Source organism: Azospirillum sp. Marseille-Q6669 (genome assembly GCF_965111635.1).
Genome location: NZ_CBCOOP010000005.1, coordinates 306,609 through 328,386 on the forward strand (window position 1 = coordinate 306,609; position 21,778 = coordinate 328,386).

At 68.8% G+C, this 21,778-nt stretch carries 21 protein-coding genes; 13 read left to right on the forward strand and 8 right to left on the reverse strand.

All coding sequences use genetic code 11. The features are described from left to right. Nucleotides 1-24: 24 nt before the first annotated feature. Nucleotides 25-1,230: a murein transglycosylase A gene (mltA, locus tag ACWPXE_RS26760; RefSeq protein WP_454020266.1), complete on the reverse strand. Its 1,206-nt coding sequence runs from the start codon at nucleotides 1,228-1,230 to the stop codon at nucleotides 25-27. 13 nt (nucleotides 1,231-1,243) lie between these two features. Beyond that, nucleotides 1,244-1,918: a Tim44/TimA family putative adaptor protein gene (locus tag ACWPXE_RS26765; protein WP_038531572.1), complete on the reverse strand. Its 675-nt coding sequence runs from the start codon at nucleotides 1,916-1,918 to the stop codon at nucleotides 1,244-1,246. 242 nt (nucleotides 1,919-2,160) lie between these two features. Here ACWPXE_RS26765 and ACWPXE_RS26770 point away from each other — a divergent pair, with 242 nt between their 5' ends. Together ACWPXE_RS26770 and secB are read left to right on the forward strand one after the other, a co-directional pair. Continuing rightward, a complete protein-coding gene (locus ACWPXE_RS26770) occupies nucleotides 2,161-2,778 on the forward strand; it encodes an FxsA family protein (protein ID WP_014238915.1) in 618 nt (205 codons plus the stop codon). A 100-nt stretch (nucleotides 2,779-2,878) separates the two neighbouring features. Then, complete coding sequence (gene secB / locus ACWPXE_RS26775) at nucleotides 2,879-3,376, forward strand: protein-export chaperone SecB (protein ID WP_035670309.1); 498 nt, start codon at nucleotides 2,879-2,881, stop codon at nucleotides 3,374-3,376. A gap of 140 nt (nucleotides 3,377-3,516) precedes the next feature. On the opposite strand, the gene rho is transcribed toward secB, so the two are convergent. Then, nucleotides 3,517-4,773 (reverse strand): transcription termination factor Rho, encoded by a 1,257-nt coding sequence (gene rho / locus ACWPXE_RS26780; protein ID WP_014238917.1) that lies wholly within the window; start codon nucleotides 4,771-4,773, stop codon nucleotides 3,517-3,519. Between the two features lie 360 nt (nucleotides 4,774-5,133). On the opposite strand from rho, the gene ACWPXE_RS26785 reads away from it, so the two are divergent. Beyond that, a complete protein-coding gene (locus ACWPXE_RS26785) occupies nucleotides 5,134-7,893 on the forward strand; it encodes a cation-translocating P-type ATPase (RefSeq protein ID WP_454020267.1) in 2,760 nt (919 codons plus the stop codon). Between the two features lie 16 nt (nucleotides 7,894-7,909). Here the strand turns inward: ACWPXE_RS26785 and hemJ are convergent, their stop codons facing one another. Both hemJ and hemE read right to left on the reverse strand, forming a co-directional pair. After that, on the reverse strand, nucleotides 7,910-8,338 hold the full coding sequence (hemJ, locus tag ACWPXE_RS26790) for a protoporphyrinogen oxidase HemJ (protein WP_454020268.1): 429 nt from the start codon (nucleotides 8,336-8,338) through the stop codon (nucleotides 7,910-7,912). Between the two features lie 49 nt (nucleotides 8,339-8,387). Continuing rightward, on the reverse strand, nucleotides 8,388-9,413 hold the full coding sequence (gene hemE, locus ACWPXE_RS26795) for a uroporphyrinogen decarboxylase (protein WP_454020537.1): 1,026 nt from the start codon (nucleotides 9,411-9,413) through the stop codon (nucleotides 8,388-8,390). Nucleotides 9,414-9,860: 447 nt separating this feature from the next. On the opposite strand from hemE, the gene ACWPXE_RS26800 reads away from it, so the two are divergent. Genes ACWPXE_RS26800 through dnaQ form a run of 5 tightly spaced genes read left to right on the forward strand, consistent with a single transcriptional unit; the run spans nucleotide 9,861 to nucleotide 13,474 of the window. Then, on the forward strand, nucleotides 9,861-10,709 hold the full coding sequence (locus ACWPXE_RS26800; protein ID WP_454020269.1) for a pyruvate, water dikinase regulatory protein: 849 nt from the start codon (nucleotides 9,861-9,863) through the stop codon (nucleotides 10,707-10,709). Continuing rightward, nucleotides 10,706-11,314 (forward strand): Maf family protein, encoded by a 609-nt coding sequence (locus ACWPXE_RS26805; protein ID WP_454020270.1) that lies wholly within the window; start codon nucleotides 10,706-10,708, stop codon nucleotides 11,312-11,314. Before ACWPXE_RS26800 ends, ACWPXE_RS26805 begins: the two co-directional genes overlap by 4 nt. Next, complete coding sequence (locus ACWPXE_RS26810; protein ID WP_454020271.1) at nucleotides 11,311-12,150, forward strand: shikimate dehydrogenase; 840 nt, start codon at nucleotides 11,311-11,313, stop codon at nucleotides 12,148-12,150. The genes ACWPXE_RS26805 and ACWPXE_RS26810 overlap by 4 nt, the downstream gene beginning before the upstream one ends. Before the next feature lie 9 nt (nucleotides 12,151-12,159). Then, nucleotides 12,160-12,804: a dephospho-CoA kinase gene (gene coaE / locus ACWPXE_RS26815; protein ID WP_454020272.1), complete on the forward strand. Its 645-nt coding sequence runs from the start codon at nucleotides 12,160-12,162 to the stop codon at nucleotides 12,802-12,804. Continuing rightward, nucleotides 12,797-13,474, forward strand: coding sequence for a DNA polymerase III subunit epsilon (dnaQ, locus tag ACWPXE_RS26820; protein WP_454020273.1), 678 nt, complete (start codon nucleotides 12,797-12,799; stop codon nucleotides 13,472-13,474). The genes coaE and dnaQ overlap by 8 nt, the downstream gene beginning before the upstream one ends. A gap of 41 nt (nucleotides 13,475-13,515) precedes the next feature. Here dnaQ and ACWPXE_RS26825 read toward each other — a convergent pair whose 3' ends face one another. Genes ACWPXE_RS26825 through ACWPXE_RS26835 form a run of 3 tightly spaced genes read right to left on the reverse strand, consistent with a single transcriptional unit; the run spans nucleotide 13,516 to nucleotide 17,057 of the window. Then, complete coding sequence (locus tag ACWPXE_RS26825; protein ID WP_454020274.1) at nucleotides 13,516-14,490, reverse strand: quinone oxidoreductase family protein; 975 nt, start codon at nucleotides 14,488-14,490, stop codon at nucleotides 13,516-13,518. Nucleotides 14,491-14,511: 21 nt separating this feature from the next. Beyond that, the gene (locus tag ACWPXE_RS26830) at nucleotides 14,512-15,033 is read right to left on the reverse strand and encodes a methylated-DNA--[protein]-cysteine S-methyltransferase (RefSeq protein WP_454020275.1); all 522 of its coding nucleotides are present in this window, start codon (nucleotides 15,031-15,033) and stop codon (nucleotides 14,512-14,514) included. Between the two features lie 5 nt (nucleotides 15,034-15,038). Continuing rightward, nucleotides 15,039-17,057 (reverse strand): thioredoxin domain-containing protein, encoded by a 2,019-nt coding sequence (locus ACWPXE_RS26835; protein WP_454020276.1) that lies wholly within the window; start codon nucleotides 17,055-17,057, stop codon nucleotides 15,039-15,041. A 154-nt stretch (nucleotides 17,058-17,211) separates the two neighbouring features. On the opposite strand from ACWPXE_RS26835, the gene ACWPXE_RS26840 reads away from it, so the two are divergent. From ACWPXE_RS26840 to rsmG, 5 genes are all read left to right on the forward strand, one after another. Then, entirely contained in the window at nucleotides 17,212-17,463 is a 252-nt protein-coding gene (locus ACWPXE_RS26840; protein ID WP_014238933.1) for a DUF6489 family protein, read from the forward strand. Further along, a complete protein-coding gene (locus ACWPXE_RS26845; protein WP_237904559.1) occupies nucleotides 17,460-17,819 on the forward strand; it encodes a (2Fe-2S) ferredoxin domain-containing protein in 360 nt (119 codons plus the stop codon). The genes ACWPXE_RS26840 and ACWPXE_RS26845 overlap by 4 nt, the downstream gene beginning before the upstream one ends. 34 nt (nucleotides 17,820-17,853) lie before the next feature. Continuing rightward, on the forward strand, nucleotides 17,854-19,185 hold the full coding sequence (gene mnmE / locus ACWPXE_RS26850) for a tRNA uridine-5-carboxymethylaminomethyl(34) synthesis GTPase MnmE (protein ID WP_454020538.1): 1,332 nt from the start codon (nucleotides 17,854-17,856) through the stop codon (nucleotides 19,183-19,185). Between the two features lie 109 nt (nucleotides 19,186-19,294). Continuing rightward, nucleotides 19,295-21,163 (forward strand): tRNA uridine-5-carboxymethylaminomethyl(34) synthesis enzyme MnmG, encoded by a 1,869-nt coding sequence (gene mnmG, locus ACWPXE_RS26855; RefSeq protein ID WP_454020277.1) that lies wholly within the window; start codon nucleotides 19,295-19,297, stop codon nucleotides 21,161-21,163. Further along, nucleotides 21,163-21,777, forward strand: a complete 615-nt coding sequence (rsmG, locus tag ACWPXE_RS26860; RefSeq protein WP_454020278.1) for a 16S rRNA (guanine(527)-N(7))-methyltransferase RsmG — start codon at nucleotides 21,163-21,165, stop codon at nucleotides 21,775-21,777. Before mnmG ends, rsmG begins: the two co-directional genes overlap by 1 nt. The last annotated feature ends 1 nt before the right edge of the window (nucleotide 21,778 follow it).

A 21,778-nucleotide genomic window follows, 5' to 3' on the forward strand; every position in this document is an offset into this window, starting at 1 on the left:
TTCTTCCGGATGTTGGACGTCCGGTTAGGACGCCGGCGCGACGGTCTTCGGCAGCAGAACGTAATACTCCCCGGCGCTCTTCATCACGCCGGCCTTCTCCTCCGCCTCCGGACCGTGACCCCAGAAGACGTCGCCGCGGACCGGGCCGCGGATGGCCCCGCCGGTGTCCTGGGCGATCAGCAAGCGGCGCAGCCGCGTCTGGGCGTCCAACGGGTCCTCGGCGTCCAGCCAGACCGGCACGCCGTAGGGCAGGAACTTGGAATCGATGGCGAGGCTGCGCCCCGGCGTCAGGGCGACGTTCTGGGCGCCGTTCGGCCCCTCCCCCTTCAGCTCTTGGAAGAAGACGTAGGAGGGGTTCCTGTTCATCAGCGCCGCCGCCTCGCCGGGGTTGGCCTGCAGCCAGGCGCGGATGGTCTGGAGCGACACCTCCTCGCGCTTCAGGGCGCCGCGGTCGATCAGCTCCCGCCCGATGGCGACGTATTTGTGGCCGTTCTGGGCGGCGTAGCCGACGCGCGTCTCCGTCCCGTCGGGGAAGCTGACCCGACCCGACCCCTGGATGTGCAGGAAGAAGGTGGCGATGGGGTCCTGCAGCCAGACCAGCTCCAGCCCCTTGCCGCTCAGCGCCCCGGCCTCGATGGCCGCGCGGTCCTCGAAGGGCTTCAGCCGCCCGGCGGTGACGCGCCCGGCGATGCGCTCGCCCTTCCAGCGGTCGGCGAACTCGCCGAGGTCGACCATCACCAGATCGGTGGGGCGCTTGTAGAGCGGCACCGGAAAGGCCGGGTCCGGCGACCGGCTGCCCTTCAACTCGACCTCGTAATAGCCGGTGAAGAGGCCGCGCCGCTCGGCGTTGTTGGCCGCGGCGTAGGGGGTGAACCACGTCTCGAAATAGGCCCGCGCCGCCGCGTCGTCGCCGGGCGGCAGCTTGGCCAGTTCGGCGCAAGGGTCCTGCCAGTCCGCCGCCTTGCCGCCGACCCCGTCCGGGCCGATGGAACGGTCGGCGGCCAGCGCCCTGACCTTTGCGCAGGAGCGCTGGAAGGCCGGGACGGCCTCCGCCACGCGGTCGGCGCTCCAGCCGGGCAGCGCCGTGAAGGCGACCGGGGTGAGGACCAGCTTCTCGGGCGGCGGAGGCGGCGGCGCCTTGGCCTCCTCCTCCTTCCGCTCGCAGCCAATGAGAAACGCCGCGGCAAGGACTGCCGCGGCGCTGAGACGAACAACCGGAAGAGAAAACATCAGAACCGATCGGTCATTGAGGGGTGCGGGTTTCGACGAGCGCCCAGTTCGGGTCGCCGGCGCGGGTGTTGCGGGCGAAGGTCCAGACGTCCACGGCCTCGACCACGCTGTTCGGATCGCCGTCCACCACGGCACCGGCGCTGTTGCGCACGACGTTCATCTGCTCCGACACGAACTTCACGGTGACCAGGGCGGTGCGGCCGTCCATGCGGGCCTCCACCACGTCGGCGTCGGTGATCGTCTCGATGCGGGTCTCCAGCGTCTCGCCGGCCGCTTGGCGCTCGCGCACCGCACGGGCGAAGTTGTCGTAGACCTCGTCCGAGAGCAGCGGGCGCAGGGTGGCCGTGTCGCCCTTGGCGAAGGCCTCCACGATCATCTGGAAGGCGCCGCGGGCGCCCTGCAGGAAATACTTCTCGTCGAAGCTGGGGTCGGCGGCCTTGATCTGCTCCAGCGCGGTGGCCAGCGACACCGGCTCGTCGGGCGACGGGGCGGCGTTCGGCACAGGCCGCTCGCGGTTGGGCATCGCCACCACGTTGTCGGGCTGGTTGTTGGGGCGGGCCGTGAAGGGGTTCGGCCGCTGGCGTTCCTCACCGGTGCGGCGGCCGAGCACGCTGCGCAGCCGGTACACGAGAAACGCCGCGATCATCGCGAAGATCAGGATCTCGACGAACACAAACCCATCTCCCATCATCCATCCTTCCGGGTGACTGAAGGCCGGCCCCGAAATCACCGGCCCCGCTTGATCCACTACTGGACCCTCCGGCGGGTGAGCATTAAGTGTACCGGAACGGTGCCGGGACCAAGTCCCTGCTCGCTCTCTCCGCCGAGGATTCCACCCGATGACCCGTGCCGGAGCTGTTCTTCCAACCAAAGATCGGGTGCGTACCCTGGTGTAGATAGGCCCTTGGGGTTGAAAGAGCAAGGACGGCCATGAATCCACTGTTGCTGTTGTTCCTTCTGCTGCCGATCGCGGAAATCGCGACCTTCATCGAGGTCGGCGACTGGATCGGCGCCGGTCCGACGGTCGGGCTGGTCATCCTGTCCGCCATCCTCGGGTCTGTGCTGATCCGCTGGCAGGGTCTGTCCGTGCTGAAGCGCGCGCAGCAGGCGGCGGAGCGCGGCGAAAGCCCGGTCGGCGCCGTGTTCGAGGGATTCTGCGTCGTCGTCGCCGGTCTGCTGCTGATCATCCCCGGCTTCCTGACCGACATCGTCGGAATCCTGCTGTTCGTGCGCCCGATCCGCAACGCCCTGGGCCGCTGGCTGTTCGACCGTATGAAAGGCGCTACCTCCTTCCAGATGCATGGCCGCATGGGCGGTCAGGCGGGCGGCCAAGGCTGGAACGCCGGCAATCCGAACGGCCCCCACGGCGGGCCGCGCAACCGCCCGCCGCCGGGCGTGATCGACGTCGAATACCAGGAGGTCGACCCCGACGGCGGCCGCCCGGGAAGCGCCGGTCCGTCGGACCGCGACGGTCCGGATGACATGCCGAAGCTCGGTGACTCCCGCTGGGCGCCGCCCGGTTCGCCCCACCGCAACGACCGCGGGTGAAACGCACCGGTTTCACTTTGTGGAGCCAGCGGTTCCGTGCTAGCCAGCGGGTCTTGAAGACCTTTCCATCGTGATGCCGCCCCGCGGCCAGGAGTTGTCCATGTCCGATCAGCAGATCAACGGTCAAGATCAGGAAGCCGCCTCGTCGCTGCCGATGCATGTGCTGGCGCAGTATGTGAAGGACCTGTCCTTCGAGAACCCCAACGCCCCGCAGAGCCTGCTGCCCGGCCAGCCGCAGCCGCAGGTCAACATCGGCGTGGACGTGCAGGTTCAGCCGATGGGCGAGGACGTTTACGAGGTCGTGCTCAAGCTGCATTGCGAAGCCAAGCAGGCCGAGGCGACCGCCTTCCTGGTCGAGGTCGCCTACGGCGGCCTGTTCCAGCTTCCGGGCCTGCCGCAGGAGCATCACCGCCCGGTGCTGCTGATCGAGGCGCCGCGGATGCTGTTCCCCTTCGCCCGCGCCATCGTGGCCGGCTGCACCCAGGACGGCGGCTTCCCGCCGCTGATGATCAACCCGATCGACTTCGTCGACCTGTACCGCCGCCAGACCGCCGGCCAGCAGGCCCAGGCCGAAGAGGCGCCGCAGTCGCCGTTCTGACATGGCGGTTCTGACGGCAGCGTTCTGATCCGGGCCATCGGTTTCGGGCAAACAAAAAGGCGGGAGGCTCCACTGGGGCCTCCCGCCTTTTTTGTGCCCTCCCCCGTCCTTGGACCGGATGGGGGAGAGGAAACCACCGACTACTGATTCATGGACTCGAAGAATTCCGAGTTCGACTTTGTGTGCTTCAGCTTGTCGACCAGGAAGTCCACCGCGTCGGTCACGCCCATCGGCATCAGGATGCGGCGCAGGATCCACATCTTGGAGATGGTGCCCTTGTCCACCAGCAACTCCTCCTTGCGGGTGCCCGACTTGGAGATGTCGATGGCCGGGAAGGTGCGCTTGTCGGAGAGCTTGCGGTCCAGCACGATTTCCGAGTTGCCGGTGCCCTTGAACTCTTCGAAGATCACCTCGTCCATGCGACTGCCGGTGTCGATCAGCGCGGTCGCGATGATGGTCAGCGAACCGCCCTCCTCGATGTTGCGGGCCGCACCGAAGAAGCGCTTCGGGCGCTGCAGCGCGTTGGCGTCGACACCACCGGTCAGCACCTTGCCCGAGGAGGGAACGACGGTGTTGTAGGCGCGGGCCAGACGGGTGATGGAGTCCAGCAGGATGACCACGTCGCGCTTGTGCTCGACCAGCCGCTTGGCCTTTTCGATGACCATCTCGGCGACCTGGACGTGGCGCGTCGCCGGCTCGTCGAAGGTGGAGCTGATGACCTCGCCCCGCACGGAGCGGGCCATGTCGGTCACCTCTTCCGGACGCTCGTCGATCAGCAGGACGATCAGATAGGCTTCCGGGTGGTTGGTCGCGATGGAATGGGCGATGTTCTGCAGCATCACGGTCTTGCCCGTGCGCGGCGGGGCGACAATCAGCCCGCGCTGGCCCTTGCCCAGCGGCGCCACGAGGTCGATGATGCGGCCCGTGTAGTTCTTCTTGGTCGGGTCGTCGACTTCCATGCGCAGCCGCTCTTCCGGATAGAGCGGGGTCAGGTTGTCGAAGTTGATGCGGTGGCGGACCTTGTCCGGCGCATCGAAGTTGATCGTGTTGACCTTGAGAAGGGCGAAGTAGCGCTCGCCGTCCTTGGGCGCGCGGATCTGGCCTTCGACCGTGTCGCCGGTGCGCAGGCTGAAGCGGCGCACCTGGCTGGGGCTGACATAGATGTCGTCAGGGCCGGGAAGATAGTTGGCCTCCGGCGAGCGCAGGAACCCGAAGCCGTCCTGAAGAACCTCAAGCACGCCGTCGCCGTAGATCGGGACATCGTTTTCCGCCAGCTGCTTGAGGATGGCGAACATCATGTCCTGCTTGCGCAGCGTGCTGGCGTTCTCGATCTGCAGTTCCTCGGCGAACGCCAGCAGTTCGGCGGGGCTCTTGCACTTCAGCTCTTGGAGATGCATGGGGGTGCCTTAAGGGAATCGGTCATGCGAGGGGGAGTGCCAGAGGTCCCGGGCCGGCGCAGGGTGCGTCGGTTGAGCGTCGAACGGCGCTGAAGGCTGGGAATGCCTGTCGGACGTCGCGCCCAGATCGTTGGGGAGGGACGGAACGGCGGATGTGGGATGGGTGCCCGCGAGGCTTGCCGCCCCGTGGTGGGAAAGATGGTTAGCGGAACGCCGTCTGCAAGTCAAATGAAAGCGAATTCTTGGAAACGGGCTGGATTCTTGCGCGTCTTCGTCCGGGTCACGATGCCGCATCCCCTGTTATCCAGGCCACCAGCGCACGACCTGAACGTTCAGGACAGAAACGGTTTGGTTGACATCATGAGCCCGCATGACCGTTCCGGACCCGGAACCATCCTTGCTCCCGAAGCCTCCACCGACCCCCTGCCCTGGCACGCCCAACCCCCGGACCAAGCCCTGGCCGCGCTGGACAGCCCCGACGACGGGCTGACGCCCGACGAGGCGGCGGAGCGCCGACGGCGTTACGGCCCCAACCGGCTGACCCCGCCGCCCCGCCGGTCGGCACTGATGCGCTTCCTGGCGCAGTTCGACAATCTGCTGATCTATGTGCTGATCAGCGCGGGAGTCGTCACAGTCCTGCTCGGCGAGTTCGTCGACGCCGCGGTGATCGCCGGCGTGGTGCTGATCAACGCGGCCATCGGCTATGTCCAGGAAGGCAAGGCGGAGCAGGCGCTGGACGCCATCCGCAGCATGCTGTCGCCGCAGGCGGTGGTTCTGCGCGGCGGCCATCAGGTCACCGTCGCGGCGGAGGATCTGGTGCCCGGCGACCGCGTCCTGCTGGCTTCGGGGGACAAGGTGCCGGCGGACCTGCGGCTGGTCCGGGTCAAGGGGCTGCGCGTGCAGGAGGCGGCGCTGACCGGGGAGTCCGTGCCGGTCGCCAAGAGCGCCGACGCGGTGGCCGCGGACGCTCCCCTGGCGGAGCGCGGCGGCATGGCCTATTCCGGCACGCTGGTGGCCCAGGGACAGGCCACGGGCGTCGTGGTGGCCACAGGGGACCGGACAGAGCTGGGCCGCATCGGCACGCTCCTGGCGGGCGTTGAGGAGCTGACCACGCCGCTGCTCGCCCAGATGGCCGTCTTCGGGCGCTGGCTGACCATCGGCATCCTGGCGCTGACCGCGCTGACCTTCCTCTACGGCTCGCTGGTGCAGGGGGAACCCTGGCCGGACATGGTCATGGCCGCGGTCGGTCTCGCGGTAGCGGCGATTCCGGAAGGGCTGCCGGCGGTGATGACGATCACGCTGGCCATCGGCGTCACCCGCATGGCCCGGCGCAACGCCATCATCCGCCGCCTGCCGGCGGTGGAGACGCTGGGCTCGGTCGGGATCATCTGCTCCGACAAGACCGGCACGCTGACCCGCAACGAGCTGGTCGTGCAGACCGTGGTGACCGCGGCGGGCGACTGCGCGGTGACCGGCACCGGCTACCGCCCCGAAGGCGAGTTCCGCCGCGATGGCAAGGCCCTGGACCCCGCCGCCGATCCCGTGCTGGTCGAGCTGGCCCGCGCCGCCCTGCTGTGCAACGACGCGGAGCTTCAGCGCGGCGAGGACGGCGGCGATGGCAGCGGCGGCTGGACGGTGGCCGGCGACCCGACCGACGGCGCCCTGCTGGCGCTCGGCATGAAGGCCGGGCTGGACGCGCGGGAGGAAGCCGCCCGCTGCCCGCGTACGGACGTCATCCCCTTCGAATCCGAACACAAGTACATGGCCACCCTGCACCACGACCATGAGGGGCACGGGCTGCTGTACGTCAAGGGTGCGCCGGAGCGCGTGCTGTCCATGTGTACGCACGTACGGGCTGCGGACGGCGGCAGCGCGCCGCTCGACGCCGCCCACTGGCTGGTGCAGGTGGAGGACCTGGCGGCTCATGGCCAGCGCGTCCTGGCGCTCGCCGCCCGCCCTGCGTTGCCCGGCCAGACTGTGCTCGACATGGACGACGTGCGGGAGGGGCTGATCCTGCTCGGCCTGTGCGGCTTCATCGACCCGGCCCGCGAGGAGGCCGTGGCGGCGGTGGCCGAGTGCCAGGCGGCGGGAATCCGCGTCAAGATGATCACCGGCGACCACGCCGGCACCGCCCAGGCCATCGGGCGGCAATTCAACCTGTCGGGCGACGCCGTGTCCGGGACCGATCTGGACCGGCTGGACGACGCGGCGCTGGTCGCCGTGGCGCGCGACGCCGACGTCTTCGCCCGCACCACGCCGGAGCACAAGCTGCGCCTCGTCCGCGCGCTCCAGACCGCCGGCCACACGGTCGCCATGACCGGCGACGGGGTGAACGACGCCCCCGCCCTGAAGCGCGCCGACGTCGGCGTCGCCATGGGCTGCAAGGGCACGGAGGCCGCGAAGGAGGCCGCCAGCATGGTGCTGGCCGACGACAACTTCGCCTCCATTGCCCACGCCGTGGAGGAAGGGCGGACCGTCTACGACAATCTGCGCAAGACGATCCTGTTCATGCTGCCGACCAACGGCGCCCAGGCGCTGGTGATCCTGGTCGCCGTGCTGGCCGGCTACACGCTGCCGATCACCCCGGTCCAGATTCTGTGGGTCAACATGGTGACCGCGGTGACGCTGGGCCTGGCGCTGGCCTTCGAGCCGCCGGAGGCCGCGGTGATGAAGCGCCCGCCCCGCCCGCAGGACGAGCCGATCCTGCCCGGCTTCCTGATCGGGCGCATGGTGCTGGTGATGGCGCTTCTGGTCGCCACCAGCTTCGGATTCTTCCTGCTGCACGAGGGCCACGGCGACCCGACGCCGGTCGCCCGCACCATGGCCGTCAACGCGCTGGTGATGGGGGAGATCTTCTTCCTGCTGAACGCCCGGGCGGTCACCGCCTCGGTGCTGAACCGGCAAGGGCTGTTCGGCAGCCGCCCGGTGTGGATCTCCATCGGGCTGATGCTGGTCTTCCAGCTCGCCTTCACCTACGCCCCGCCCCTGCAGAGCCTGTTCGGCACGTCGGCGGTGGACTGGACCCAGTGGGTGGCCATGACGGCGGCCGGTCTGGGGATCTTCCTGGCGGTCGAGGCGGAGAAGGCGGTCACCCGCCGGATGATGGGGCGGCGGGGCTGACCGCCGCCCCTTCCCGTCAGAACGGCTTCACGATCACGAAGATGACGATGCCGATCATCAGCAGGGTCGGCGCCTCGTTCCACATGCGGAAGAAACGCTGCGGGCGGGAGTTGCGGTCCGCCTCGAAGTCCTTGCGCCAGCGCGCCATCATCATGTGCGTGCCGGTCAGGGCCAGGACGAACAGCAGCTTGGCGTGCAGCCAGCCCTGCTTCATCCAGGCCGGCTCCATCACGATCATCGCGATTCCGAAAAGGTAGGCCGCACCCATCGCCGGATTCATGATGGCGCGCAGCAGGCGGCGCTCCATCACCTTGAACCGCTCCGAGGATTCGGAGCCCGGCGCCGTCTCGCAATGGTAGACGAACAGCCGCGGCAAATAGAGAAGCCCGGCTATCCAGGCGATGATGCTGATGACGTGCAGAGCCTTGACCCAGAGATAAAGCACCGGTCTCCCCTTCCCTTCCTGTTGCGCGCTTTCTTAACCCACCGAGGTCTCAGCCCTGGTTCGGCCAATCCTTGATCAGACGGGCAAGCTCGGCGACGTGGTCCGGTGGCGTGGTCTGGATCACGCCGTGGCCCAGGTTGAAGACGAAGGGCTTCCCGGCAAGCGTCTCCAGAATCTCCGACGCCGCACTGCGCAGGGCCTCGCCACCGGCGGCGAGCATGATCGGGTCGAGGTTGCCCTGCACCGGCAATCTGGATTGCAGATTCCCGGCCGCCCAAGCCACCGGGACGGTGGTGTCGAGCCCGACGGCATCCACCCCACTGCCCGTGACGTAAGCCTCATAGGAGAGGCCCGCACCGCGCGGGAAACCGATGACCGGAATCGCGGGGTGGCGCGCCTTGACCAGTTCCACGATCCGCCGCGTCGGCTCGATCACCCAACGGCGGAATTCGCCCGCCGGCAGAACCCCCGCCCAGCTGTCGAACAGCTGCACGACCTCGGCCCCGGCCTCGATCTGGGTGCACAGGTAATCGGCGGTCACCTCGACCAGCAGATCCATCAGCGCACCGAACCCGGCGGGATCGCCGTAGGCCCAGCGCTTGACGTGCGCGTACTCCTTGGACCCCGCCCCTTCGACCATGTAGCAGGCGATCGTCCAGGGCGCCCCGGCAAAGCCGATCAGCGTGGTGTGGGTCGGAATCGCGCTGGAGAGGCGGCGGACGGTCTCATAGACCGGCTCCAGCCGCTCGTGGAAGCGGTCGCGGGACAGGCGCTTGAGGTCTTCCACGCTTCTCACAGGGTCGAGCTTCGGCCCCTCGCCCTCCAGAAAGGCCAAGGGCTGACCCAGGGCGTGCGGCACCACCAGGATGTCGGAGAACAGAATCGCCGCGTCCATGTCGTAGCGGCGCAGCGGCTGCAGGGTCACCTCCACCGCGTGATCCGGGTTGTAGCACATGTCCAGGAAGCTGCCGGCCTTGGCGCGCAATTCCCGATATTCCGGCAGGTAACGGCCGGCCTGGCGCATCAGCCAGAAGGGCGGGCGCTGGCGCACCTCGCCGGCAAGGGCGGCGAGCATCGGCTTGGCAATCTTGGACACGGCCTCGGACACGGCGGATCGTTCCCCTGTAAGTGAATCGGGTCTGCGGGTTCTCACCCTCTACTCAGTATTCTTTTTAAAGAGAGAAAGGAAGAAGGGGTGGTGGGTGCCTGTGGAAAACGGGAATCCCCGCTTTGCGCAGAATCGTCCACAGGCTGGACGGCGCGCTGTGGACGAAATCTGGATTCTGTGGACGACTCCGGACGCTTTCGCTGGAAACGGCGGAAATGCTATACCGGGAAGCCTGGGAATCCCGTGGATAACATGGTCCGCGGGAGTCATTGTACCCATGTTCCGGAGAGGGCGCGCGGATTGTCCCGAAGGGGGCGCCAGCGGGGGCGACGAGTCCCGCCCGGAGGGACAGAATCCAGGAGATCCCCGTTGTCCACAGATTCGGACGGGTTCTCCACAACACGTTGGGGACGGATGAGACAGTTCCACCTGCATCTTGTGTCGGACGCGACCGGCGAGACGATCAACAGCGTCGCCCGCGCCTGCGTCATCCAGTTCGACGATGTTCGCCCGGTCGAGCATTTCTGGAATCTCGTGCGGACCGAGCGTCAGCTCGACATGGTTCTGGAGGGCGTCCAGGAAAATCGCGGCCTCGTCATGTTCACGCTGGTCGACGAGAAGTTGCGCCGCCGCCTCCAGGACTTCTGCCGTGAGGTGCAGGTCCCCTGCATCCCGGTGCTCGACCCGCTGATCAACGCGCTGGCCGCATTCCTCGGTGTGGAATCGCAGCGTCAGCCCGGCCGCCAGCACGCCTTGGACGCCGAGTATTTCGGGCGCATGGACGCGATGGACTTCGCGCTGGCGCACGACGACGGCCAGTCGAGCTGGGACCTGCATGAGGCCGACGTGATCCTGATGGGCGTGTCGCGCACGTCGAAGACGCCGACCTGCATCTATCTGGCGAACCGCGGCATCAAGGCGGCGAACATTCCGATTGTCCCGGGATGCCCGATGCCGCCGGAAATCGAGAAGCTGACCCGGCCGCTGGTCGTCGGCCTGACCAAGGACCCGGACCGCTTGGTGCAGATCCGCCGCAACCGGCTGAAGCTGCTGAACCAGAACGAGTCCTCGACCTACGTCGATCCCGAGGTGGTGCGCGCCGAGGTCACCGACGCACGGCGCATGTTCACCCGGCGCGGCTGGCCGGTGATCGACGTGTCGCGCCGCTCCATCGAGGAGACGGCGGCGGAGATCATGATGCTGCTCGCCCGCCGCCAGACCGGCGGTCTGCCCGGCATCGTTCCCGAAGGGCCGATGACGTGAGCGGAGCGGTTCCCACCGTCGTCCTCGCCTCCGGCTCCCGCACGCGGGCGGAGATGCTGGAGCGCGCCGGGGTGCGCGTCACGCTCGCCCCGGCGGCGGTGGACGAGGAGGAGATTAAGCTGGCCGCCCGCGCCGAGGGCGCTCCGGTCGAGGATGTGGCCGAGGCGCTGGCCGAGCTGAAGGCGCAGCGCGTCACCCGCAAGCACCCCGGTGCGCTGGTGATCGGCGCTGACCAAATGCTGGAATGCGAGGGCCGCTGGTTCGACAAGCCGGCCGACCGCGACGCTGCACGGACGCAGTTGCAGGACCTGCGCGGCAAGACGCACCGGCTGGTGAGCTGCGCTGTGGTGATCCGCGACGGTGAGCGGCTGTGGCACCATGTGGACCGCGCCCGTCTGACCATGCGCCCGTTCAGCGACGCCTTCCTGGAATCCTACCTGAACGCGGCGGGGGACGACGTGCTGGGGTCGGTCGGCGCCTATCACCTCGAAGGATTGGGTGCGCAGCTCTTCCACCGGGTGGACGGCGATTTCTTCACGATCCTCGGGCTGCCGCTGCTGCCGCTGCTCGGGTTCCTGCGGGTGCATGGGGTGATTGCGGAATGACGATCAGCGGCAAGGCGAAGCTGGCCGGGGTGATGGGCTGGCCGATCGGCCATTCGCGCTCGCCCCGGCTGCACGGCTATTGGCTGGAGCAGTACGGCATCGACGGCGCCTATGTGCCGCTGGCCGTGCCGCCCGACCGCATCGAGCAGGCCATCCGCGCCCTGCCCGCGCTGGGCTTTCGCGGCTGCAACGTGACGGTGCCGCACAAGGAGGCCGCCTACCGCACGGTCGACCGGCTGGACGACACCGCCAAACGGATGGGCGCCGTCAACACCATCGTGGTCGGCGAGGACGGGACGCTGGAGGGCCGCAACACCGACGGCTTCGGCTTCATTGAGAACCTGAAGAGCGGCGCACCGGGCTGGAATGCCGCGAACGGGCCGGCATTGGTCATCGGGGCCGGTGGCGCGGCGCGGGCCGTCGTCGCCTCGCTCCTCGACGAAGGAGCACCACGGGTCTGGCTGGTCAACCGCACGCGGGCGCGGGCGGACGAACTGGCCGCCGACATCGGAGGCGCCATCGAGACCGCCGATTGGGTTTCACGTGAAACGCTTCTCGAAGGGGCGGCGCTGGTGGTGAACACGACCACCCAGGGCATGGCGGGTCAGCCGCCGCTGGAGTTGGACCTGCGCGCCCTCCCCGGTTCGGCCGTCGTCACCGACATCGTCTACACGCCCCTGATGACCCCGCTGCTGACCGCGGCGCAGGCCCGCGGCAACCGTGTGGTGGACGGCGTCGGCATGCTGCTCCACCAGGCCCGTCCCGGCTTCGCCGCTTGGTTCGGCCGAGAGCCGGAGGTGACCGAGGGGCTGAAGGTCGCCGTTCTCCAGGGCTGAGGTCGCGCGATGATCGTCTTGGGACTGACCGGCTCCATCGGCATGGGCAAGAGCACGGCGGCGCGTATGCTGAAGCGTATGGGCGCGCCGGTCTGTGACAGCGACGCCGTGGTGCACGGCCTGCTGGGGCGTCACGGCGCAGCGGTGCCGGCCATCGCGGCCGCCTTCCCCGGTGTCGTGGTGGACGGTGCGGTGGACCGGCGGGCGCTGGGTGGCGCGGTCTTCGGCAACCCGGCGGCGCTGAAGCGGCTGGAGGCGATCCTCCACCCGGCGGTGCAGGCCGCACAGCGGCGCTTCCTGAGGCAGGCGGCGCGCCGCCGCGTCCGCGTGGCGGTGCTGGACATCCCCCTGCTGTTCGAGACCGGCGGGGAACGCAAGGTGGACCGCAGCGTGGTGGTCACCGCCCCCTTCCTGGTGCAGAAGTCACGGGTGCTGGCGCGGCCGGGCATGACGCCGGACAAGTTCGCCGCTATTCTGGCCCGGCAGATGCCCGACGCGGAGAAGCGGCGGCGCGCTGACCACGTCGTCAACACCGGCGACGGGCGGCGGGCCACCCGGCGGGCGCTGCGCAACATCCTCGCCGACGTGAAGCGGCGCCGCGGACGGCAGTGGCCACCGCGGGGATACCAGCCCGGACAGGTGGTTCATGCGTGAGATCGTCCTCGATACGGAAACGACCGGCTTCAAGCCCGAGGAAGGGCACCGGCTGATCGAAATCGGCTGCGTCGAGTTGCACAACCACGTCGCCACCGGCAAGACCTTCCACTGCTACGTCAACCCGGAGCGCGACGTGCCGCCGGACGCCGTGGCGGTGCACGGGCTGACGACGGAGTTCCTGTCGGACAAGCCGCTGTTCAACGACGTGGTGGCGGAGTTCGTGGCCTTCATCGGCGACGCGCCGCTGGTGATCCACAACGCCGCTTTCGACATGCACTTCCTGAACTGGGAGATGCGGATCGCCGGCTACCCGGTGATGCCGAAGGACCGGGCCATCGACACGCTGATGATGGCGCGGCAGAAGTTCCCCGGCGCGCCGGCCACCCTGGACGCGCTCTGCAAGCGCTTCGGCGTCGACAACTCCAGCCGCACCTACCACGGCGCGCTCCTCGACGCCCAGCTTCTGGCCGAGGTGTATCTGGAGCTGCGCGGCGGGCGTCAGGCCGGTCTGGCGCTGGCCTCCGGCCCGGCGGCGGGCGGTCCCGCGGCGATCCGCATCGACCGCCCCTACCGCGCCCCGCGCGCCCACGCGCCGAGCGAGGAGGAGCTGGCGGCCCATGCGGAGCTTCTCAAGAAGCTGAAGAACCCGCTCTGGGCCGCCGAGTGAGTTGTTATTCCCTCTCCCGGGGCGGGAGAGGGCTTTGAACCTTACGGCAGCAGCACCGTCGACCCGGTCGTCGCGCGGGACTCAAGCGCCCGATGGGCCTCCGCCGCGTCGCGCAGCGCGAAGGTCTGGCCGACGTTGATGGTCACCCCGCCGGTATGCACCACCTCGAACAGGTCGGCGGCGCTGGCCATCAGGTCGTCGCGCTTGGAAACGTAGCTGAACAAGGTCGGGCGCGTGACGTAGAGCGAGCCCTTGGCCGCCAGGACCTGGAGATCCAGCGGCGGGACCGGTCCGGACGCCGCGCCGAACAGCACCATGAAGCCGCGGGGCCGCAGGCAGTCCAGGCTGTCCATGAAGGTCGTCTTGCCGACGCCGTCATAGACCACCGGCACGCCCTGCCCGTCGGTCAGATCCTTCACGCGATTCACGAAATTCTCGCGGGTGTAGACGATGGGATGGTCGCAGCCGGCGGAGCGGGCCAGCTCAGCCTTCTCGTCGCTGCTGACCGTGCCGATCACGGTGGCGCCCAGATGCTTCGCCCACTGGCAGAGGATCTGGCCGACGCCGCCCGCGGCGGCCTGGACCAGGATGGTGTCGCCCGGCTGCACCGCGTAGGTGGAGCGCAGGAGGAACTGCGCGGTCATACCCTGGAGCAGCATGGCGGCGGCCTGCCGGTCCTCGATCCAGCTCGGCAGCGGAATCAGCCGGTCAGCGGGGGCGAGGCGGGATTCGGCGTATGCGCCGATCAGCGGCGCGTAGCCCACCCGGTCGCCGGGCTTCAGCGTCGTCACGTCCGGCCCCACGGCCTCGACCACGCCGGCGCCCTCGGTCCCGATGATGGCGGGAAGCTGCGGCAGCTTGTAGGCGCCGGAGCGGTGATAGGTGTCGATGTAGTTCAGCCCGACGGCAGTCTGGCGCAGGCGCACCTGACCGGGGCCGGGGTCGCCCACCTCGATCTCGTCCCAGCGCAGCGCTTCGGGTCCGCCGTAGTCGTGGATGCGGATCGCGTGAACCATGGTGGTTGGTCCCTTCCCTTTTTATTGAAGCTGAAGCTCCAGCGTATCGCCGGCCTGTTCCGCTGTCACCCGGTACCGCCGCTCGTGGCGGAGCAGCCAGTCCTTGGTTTGCAGGCCGCCCAGGCCGGAATAGCCGCCGGGCGCCCCACCGCCCCCGACGATGCGGTGACAGGGGATGATCACCGGGATCGGGTTGGCTCCGCAGGCCCCGCCGACGGCCCGCGGCGCCGTGTCCAGCAGCCGCGCGACGTCGCCGTAGGTCAGGACGCCGCCGTAGGGGATGCCCTGCATCGCCGCCCAGACCTTCTGCCGGAAGGCCGTCCCGCGGGGGGACAGCGGCAGGTCGAAATCCAACCGCGTCCCGGCGAAATAGTCGCGGAGCTGGCGCGCCGCCTCCTCCAGCACGGGGTCCGGCCGGTCGTCGCCCAGCCTGCCCCAGTCGAGCGCCACGATGGCGCCGGCGGCGCTGGTCAGGGTCAGCAGGCCCAGTGGGCTATCGATGGTCAGGCTGCCGGTGGCCGGGTTTTTGAGGGTCGTCGCCATGTTGGTCATCTCCGGGCCAGGGCAGCAGCCAGCGCGTCGGGCGCGGTCACCGGGGGGGAGCAGGTCATGCCGGTGCAGACATAGGCGGTCGCCACCCCGCCCTGCATGCCCTTGCCGTGCGCCAGGTGCCCGGCGGGCAGATCCGTCCCCGGCGGCAGGACGCTGAGGATGCGGTCGGGAAGCGGTCGGTCGAGCACCGCCCGGCGCAGCGCCGCGGTGTCCGACGCCTGCGGGTCGCCGACGATGACGATTTGCTGGGCCTTCTGGAGAAGCTCCGCCGCGTTCAGGTAGGTCGGCAGCGGGAAGAAATTGCGGCTCAGCTCGCCGGAGAAGGCGGCGGCCAGGGCATCCGCCCGCTCCCGGTAGGCGACCTCGCCGGTGCGGTGGTGCAGGGTCGCCAGAACGGCCAGCATGGTGCCGTTGCCGCTCGGCGTCGCCGCGTCGCCGGCCGACTTGGTGCGGACGATCAAGTCGTCGGCGTCGTCCGCCGTGTAAAAGTAGCCGCCGGCCTGGGCGTCCCAGAAATGCGCGTCGAGCACCCGCACCCAGGCCCGCGCCTGTTCCAGCGCGCCGGCGTCGCCGGTCGCCTCGTGCAGGGCGAGTGCTGCGCGTGCCATGTGGGCGTAGTCGTCCAGCGTTGCCCGGTGCTTGAGCTGCCCGGCCCGCCAGCTGTGCAGCAGGCGCCCGTCCTCGGTCATGCGGTCGCGGACGAAGGCGTAGGCGCGCTGCGCGGCCGCGATCCACTCTGGCTCGTCGAAGACCATGCCGGCCTGGGCGAGGGCCGCGATCATCAGGCCGTTCCAGTCGGCCAGCACCTTGTCGTCCCAGCCCGGCTTGATCCGCTTTTCGCGCTCCCGCCAGAGGATCGCCCGCTGTTCGGCCAGCGTTGCCTCGGTCTCGGCGTCCAGCGCCTCGATGCGGTGCAGCCGGTTGAGGATGGTCGCCCCCTCCCAGTTGCCCTGGGGCGTGACGCCGTAGGCGCGCTTGAACACCTCGGCGCCGGGGCCGAGGAGCCGGTCGATCTCCTCCTCGTTCCAGATGTAGAACAGGCCCTCCTCGCCCTCGCTGTCGGCGTCCTGGGTCGCCGCGAAGCCGCCGCCCTCGGCGATCATCTCGCGCAGAACCCAGCTCACCGTTTCACGGATGCGCGCCTCGAACAGCGGCTCCCGCTCCGCCTGCCAGACCAGCGTCATCAGGTCGAGGAGCTGGGCGTTGTCGTAGAGCATCTTCTCGAAATGCGGCACCAGCCACATCTCGTCCACCGAGTAGCGGGCGAAGCCGCCGCCCAGATGATCGTAGATGCCGCCCTGGCTCATATGGGCCAGCGTGTTGGTGACCGCCTCGCGGTAGGGCTCCTTGCCGGTGCGCAGCCAGGCCCGCCACAGCAGCGTGAAGATCGGCACCTGGGGGAATTTCGGGGCGTGGCCGATGCCGCCGTGGAAGGGATCGACCTCGCGGACCAGCCGGTCGGCGATCTGGTCCAGCATGGCGAGGTCGACCTCCCCCGCCGCCCGGTTCTCGGCCAGCTTGCCCAGCGCGTCCTTCAGCGCGGCGACGTTGCGGGTCACGTTCTCCGGCTTGTTGCGGTAGGTCTCCGCCACGCCGCGCAGCACATCGGGGAAGCCGGGCCGCCCGTAGCGCGAGGCCGGCGGAAAGTAGGTGCCGCCCCAGAAGGGCTCGGCCTCCGGGGTCAGGAACATGGTCAGCGGCCAGCCGCCCTGCTGCCCCAGCATGGCCAGGGCCGACTGGTAGATCTGGTCGACGTCGGGCCGCTCCTCCCGGTCCACCTTGATGTTGACGAACAGCTCGTTCATCAGCCCGGCGATCTCGGGGTTCTCGAAGCTCTCGTGCGCCATGACGTGGCACCAGTGGCAGGCGGCGTAGCCGACCGACAGCAGCACCGGCTTGTTCTCGCGCTTGGCCCGTTCGAAGGCGTCGCGGCCCCAGGCCATCCAATGGACGGGGTTGTCCTTGTGCTGGAGCAGGTAGGGGCTGGTCTCCCGGCCAAGCAGGTTCGCGGGCATCGCAGGCGTTTCCGGTCTGTGGCGTGGTTGGGAATAAACTGGCGCGGCGGTGCCGTTGCGCCAGGGCTCCCTATCTGTATAGTGGGGCATGAGCCGAAGCGGCGCTCAACCCTTAATTTCCCGCGCACCGCGCGCCTTCCAAGGGAATGGGGCCATGAAAATCACCATCGACATCGACTGCACTCCCGAGGAGGCGCGCCACTTCCTGGGCCTTCCCGACGTGAAGCCCATGCAGGACGCCATGATGCAGGAGATTCAGGACCGGATGCAGGCCTCCCTGCTCGCCATGGACCCCGAGACGATGATGAAGACGTGGCTGCCGGCGGGGATTCAGGGCATGGAGCAGCTTCAGAAAATGTTTTGGTCCCAGATGGCCGCCGCCATGGGACAGGATGGACGCAAGTGACCGATCCGAAGCCCTACTTCGAAGCCCATGTTTTCTCCTGCACCAACCGCCGCCCCGACGGACACAAGCGCGGTTCCTGTGCCGCCCGGGGTTCCGAAAAACTCCGCGACTACATGAAGGCCCGCGCCCGCGAGCTGGGTCTGGACGGCCGTGTGCGGATCAACGCCGCCGGTTGCCTGGACCGTTGCGAGCTGGGTCCGGTGCTGGTCATCTATCCAGAGGGCGTCTGGTACACCTACCGCTCCTTCGCCGACGTGGACGCGATCCTGGAGACGCACTTGGTTGGTGGTGACCGCGTGGAACGGCTCATGCTGAAGCCGGAACAAAAAGAACTGCTGCCGGAACAGGTCGGCTGATCGTTCCGGAACCGGCACGATGATACTCGGCACGATGATCCCGACCATCTTCGCCCTCGCCACCGCCCCCGGCCGCGCCGGTGTGGCGGTGGTTCGCGTTTCGGGTCCGGCTTCCGGCGACGCGCTCGCCGCCCTGACCGGCAAGCCGCTTCCCGGACCCCGCATGGCCACGCTCGTCCGGTTGCGCGATCCCAAAACCGGCGAGGCGCTGGACGACGCCCTGGTCCTGCGCTTCACCGCCCCCCGCAGCTTCACCGGTGAGGACGTGGTCGAGTTGCACCTGCATGGCGGGCGCGCCGTGGTGGCCGGCGTGGTGGAGGCGCTGTCCACCCTGCCCGGCCTGCGCGTCGCCGAACCCGGTGAGTTCACCCGCCGCGCCTTCGAGAACGGCAAGCTCGACCTCACCGAGGCCGAGGCGGTCGCCGACCTCGTGGACGCGGAGACCTCTGTCCAGCGCCGTCAGGCCCTGCGCCAGATGGAGGGAGCGCTCGGCAAACTCTACGACGGCTGGCGCGATCGGCTGACCCGGTCGCTCGCCCACATCGAGGCCGACATTGACTTCCCTGATGAGGATTTGCCTTCCGGCGTCTCGGACGCCGCGCGTCCCATACTGAGCACTCTCGCCGGCGAGATCGACGCCCACCTCGATGACCGTGGCCGTGGGGAACGGCTGCGCGAGGGGCTGCACATCGCCATCGTCGGCGCACCGAACGCTGGGAAGTCGAGCCTGCTGAACGCTCTCGCTCGCCGCGAGGCCGCCATCGTCTCGGCCCGCGCCGGCACTACCCGCGACGTGATCGAAGTCCATCTCGACCTTGGCGGCTACCCGGTGGTGCTGGCTGACACGGCGGGCCTGCGGGAGGCGGCCGCCGACGAGGTGGAAGAAGAAGGCATCCGCCGCGCACTCGACCGCGCCGCCCGGGCCGACGTGAAGGTCGCCGTGTTCGATGCCACCGCCCTACCCACACTCGACCCGGCGACCGTCGCCCTGCTCGACAAGGACACGGTGGTCGTCCTGAACAAGACGGACGTCGTCGATGCCGCGGTGCCGGTGGTCGGCGGCTGGGAAGCGGTGGCGGTCTCGGCCCGGACCGGCGCCGGCCTGCCGGAGCTGGAGCGGCGTTTGACGGCGTTTACCGCCGATCGGCTGGCGGGCAGCGGTGCCCCCGCCCTGACCCGTGCCCGCCACCGCTCCGCCCTGGAGGAGTGTCGGGATGCCCTTCGCCGCGCCTTGACCGCTCCATTGCCGGAGCTGATGGCCGAGGATGTGCGTCTGGCGAGCCGCGCCCTTGGTCGCATCACCGGGCGGGTCGATGTCGAAGACCTGCTGGATGTGATCTTCCGGGATTTCTGCATCGGCAAGTGAACTATGGATGTCGTGACAAACGCGCCGTGCCGCTCTGTTTCACGTGAAACACGGGCCGCGCGGCGTCGCGGCGCTTGGCGTCCGGCGCTGACTCGGCTATGGTCCGGCCATGCGAACGTTCGACGTCATTGTTGTCGGCGGAGGCCACGCCGGTTGCGAGGCTGCCGCCGCCGCGGCGCGCATGGGTGCGCGCACCCTGCTGCTCACCCACAAGCTGGACACCATCGGCGAGATGTCCTGCAACCCGGCCATCGGCGGGTTGGCGAAAGGGCATCTGGTGCGCGAGATCGATGCGCTCGACGGCGTCATGGCCCGCGCCATCGACCGCGGCGGCATCCAGTTCCGCATCCTGAACCGCAGCAAGGGTCCCGCCGTCCGCGGCCCACGCGCCCAGGCCGACCGCAAGCTGTACCGGCAGGCGGTGCAGGCGATCCTCGCGGAACAGCCGAACCTGTCCATCGAGGCCGGTGGCGCCGAGGACCTGACCATCGGCGAGGACGGCCGCGTCACGGGTGTGGTGACCGGTTCCGGCGAGACCCTCGCGGCGGGAAGCGTGGTGCTGACCACCGGAACATTCCTGCGCGGGCTGATCCACATCGGCGAGGAAACCACCCCGGCGGGACGCGTCGGCGAGGCGCCGTCCATTGGTCTGTCGGACACGCTGGCGCGTTTGGGTTTTCCGCTTGGCCGTTTGAAGACCGGCACCCCGCCGCGGCTCGACGGCAAGACCATCGATTGGGACGTTCTGGAGAAGCAGCCGGGCGACACGCCGCCCCCGCCCTTCTCCTATCTGACCGACCGCATCGACACGCCGCAGATCGACTGCGCGATCACTTGGACGACGCCGGAGATGCACGCGCTGATTCGCGGCAACCTCCACCGTGCGCCGATGTACTCCGGCAAAATCCAGAGCACCGGCCCGCGCTACTGCCCGTCCATCGAGGACAAGGTGGTGCGTTTCGCCGACAAGGAGCGCCACCAGATCTTCCTGGAGCCGGAGGGGCTGGACGATGACACGGTCTATCCGAACGGCATCTCGACCTCCCTGCCCCGCGATGTCCAGCTCGGCTTTCTGAAGACGATGCCGGGGCTGGAGCGGGCGGTGATGATTCGTCCCGGCTACGCCATCGAATACGACTTCGTGGACCCGCGGGAACTGAAGCCGACATTGGAGACCCGCCGGACTCCCGGTCTGTTCTTCGCCGGCCAGATCAACGGCACCACCGGCTACGAGGAAGCGGCGGCGCAAGGCCTGATGGCCGGCATCAACGCCGCCCTGCTGGCCGGCGGCTCGGCGGAGGGCTTCGTGCTCGACCGCGCCGACGCTTACATCGGGGTTCTGGTCGACGATCTGATCACCCGGGGCACCAACGAGCCCTACCGGATGTTCACCTCGCGCGCCGAGTACCGGCTGATCCTGCGCGCCGACAACGCCGACCAACGACTGACACCGAAGGGGCTGGCCATCGGCTGCGTCGGGTCGGCGCGGCGCGACGCTTTCACGGCGAAGGCCGAGGCGCTGTCCACCGGTCGCACGCTGGTGCGCGCCCTTCAGGCCACCCCGGCGGAGCTGCAACGGCAGGGCATCGCGGTCAACCAGGACGGTGTGCGGCGGACCGCTGCCGACCTGCTGCGCTATCCCGACCTCGACCTCTCCACTCTCGCCCGGCTGTGGCCGGAGCTATCGGCGATCCCTGCCGACGTTGCCGAGCAGTTGGAGATCGACGGGAAATACGCCGGCTATCTCGACCGGCAGGAGGCCGACATCCGTGCCTTCCGCAAGGACGAGGCGCTGGAGCTGCCCGACGATCTCGATCCCGACACCATCGGCAGCCTGTCGGCGGAGATCCGGCAGAAGCTCCGGCAGGCCCGCCCGGCGACTTTGGGGGCAGCGGCCCGCATTCCCGGTATGACCCCGGCGGCGCTGGTATCCCTGCTCCGCCACGTGAAACGGCGCGACGTGAAGGTGGCCGTCTGATGAGCCTGTTCGATGCTGCGGCCTTCCAGGATGAGACCGGTGTTTCACGTGAAACGCTGGACCGCCTCGCCGCCTATGAGGCGACGCTGCGCAAGTGGCAGCCGAAGATCAACCTCGTCGGTCCCTCCACCCTGCCCGACGCCTGGCGCCGTCATTTCCTCGACTCCGCGCAGCTCTACCCGCTGCTGCCCGAAGGCGCTCGGGTGCTGGTCGATCTGGGCAGCGGCGCCGGCTTCCCCGGCTTGATCCTCGCGATCATGGGTGTGCCGGAGGTTCATCTGGTGGAGAGCGACTCCCGCAAATGCGCCTTCCTGCGCGAGGCGGCCCGCGTCGCCGGAGCGCCGGTCACCGTCCACAACAAGCGGATCGAGGCGGTGCCGCCGATTGCCGCCGACGTGGTGACGGCCCGTGCCCTGGCGCCGCTGAACGACCTGCTGACCTGGGCCTATCCCTTCCTCCAGGACCGGGGTGCGGCACTGTTTCCCAAGGGGCAAAATGTGGCGGACGAATTGACCGATACCACCAAATATTGGAAGATGCGGACCGAGCGCTTCGACAGCCGCACCGACCCCACCGGAACCATCCTGCGTGTGAGTGGTATCGCCCGTGTCTAAG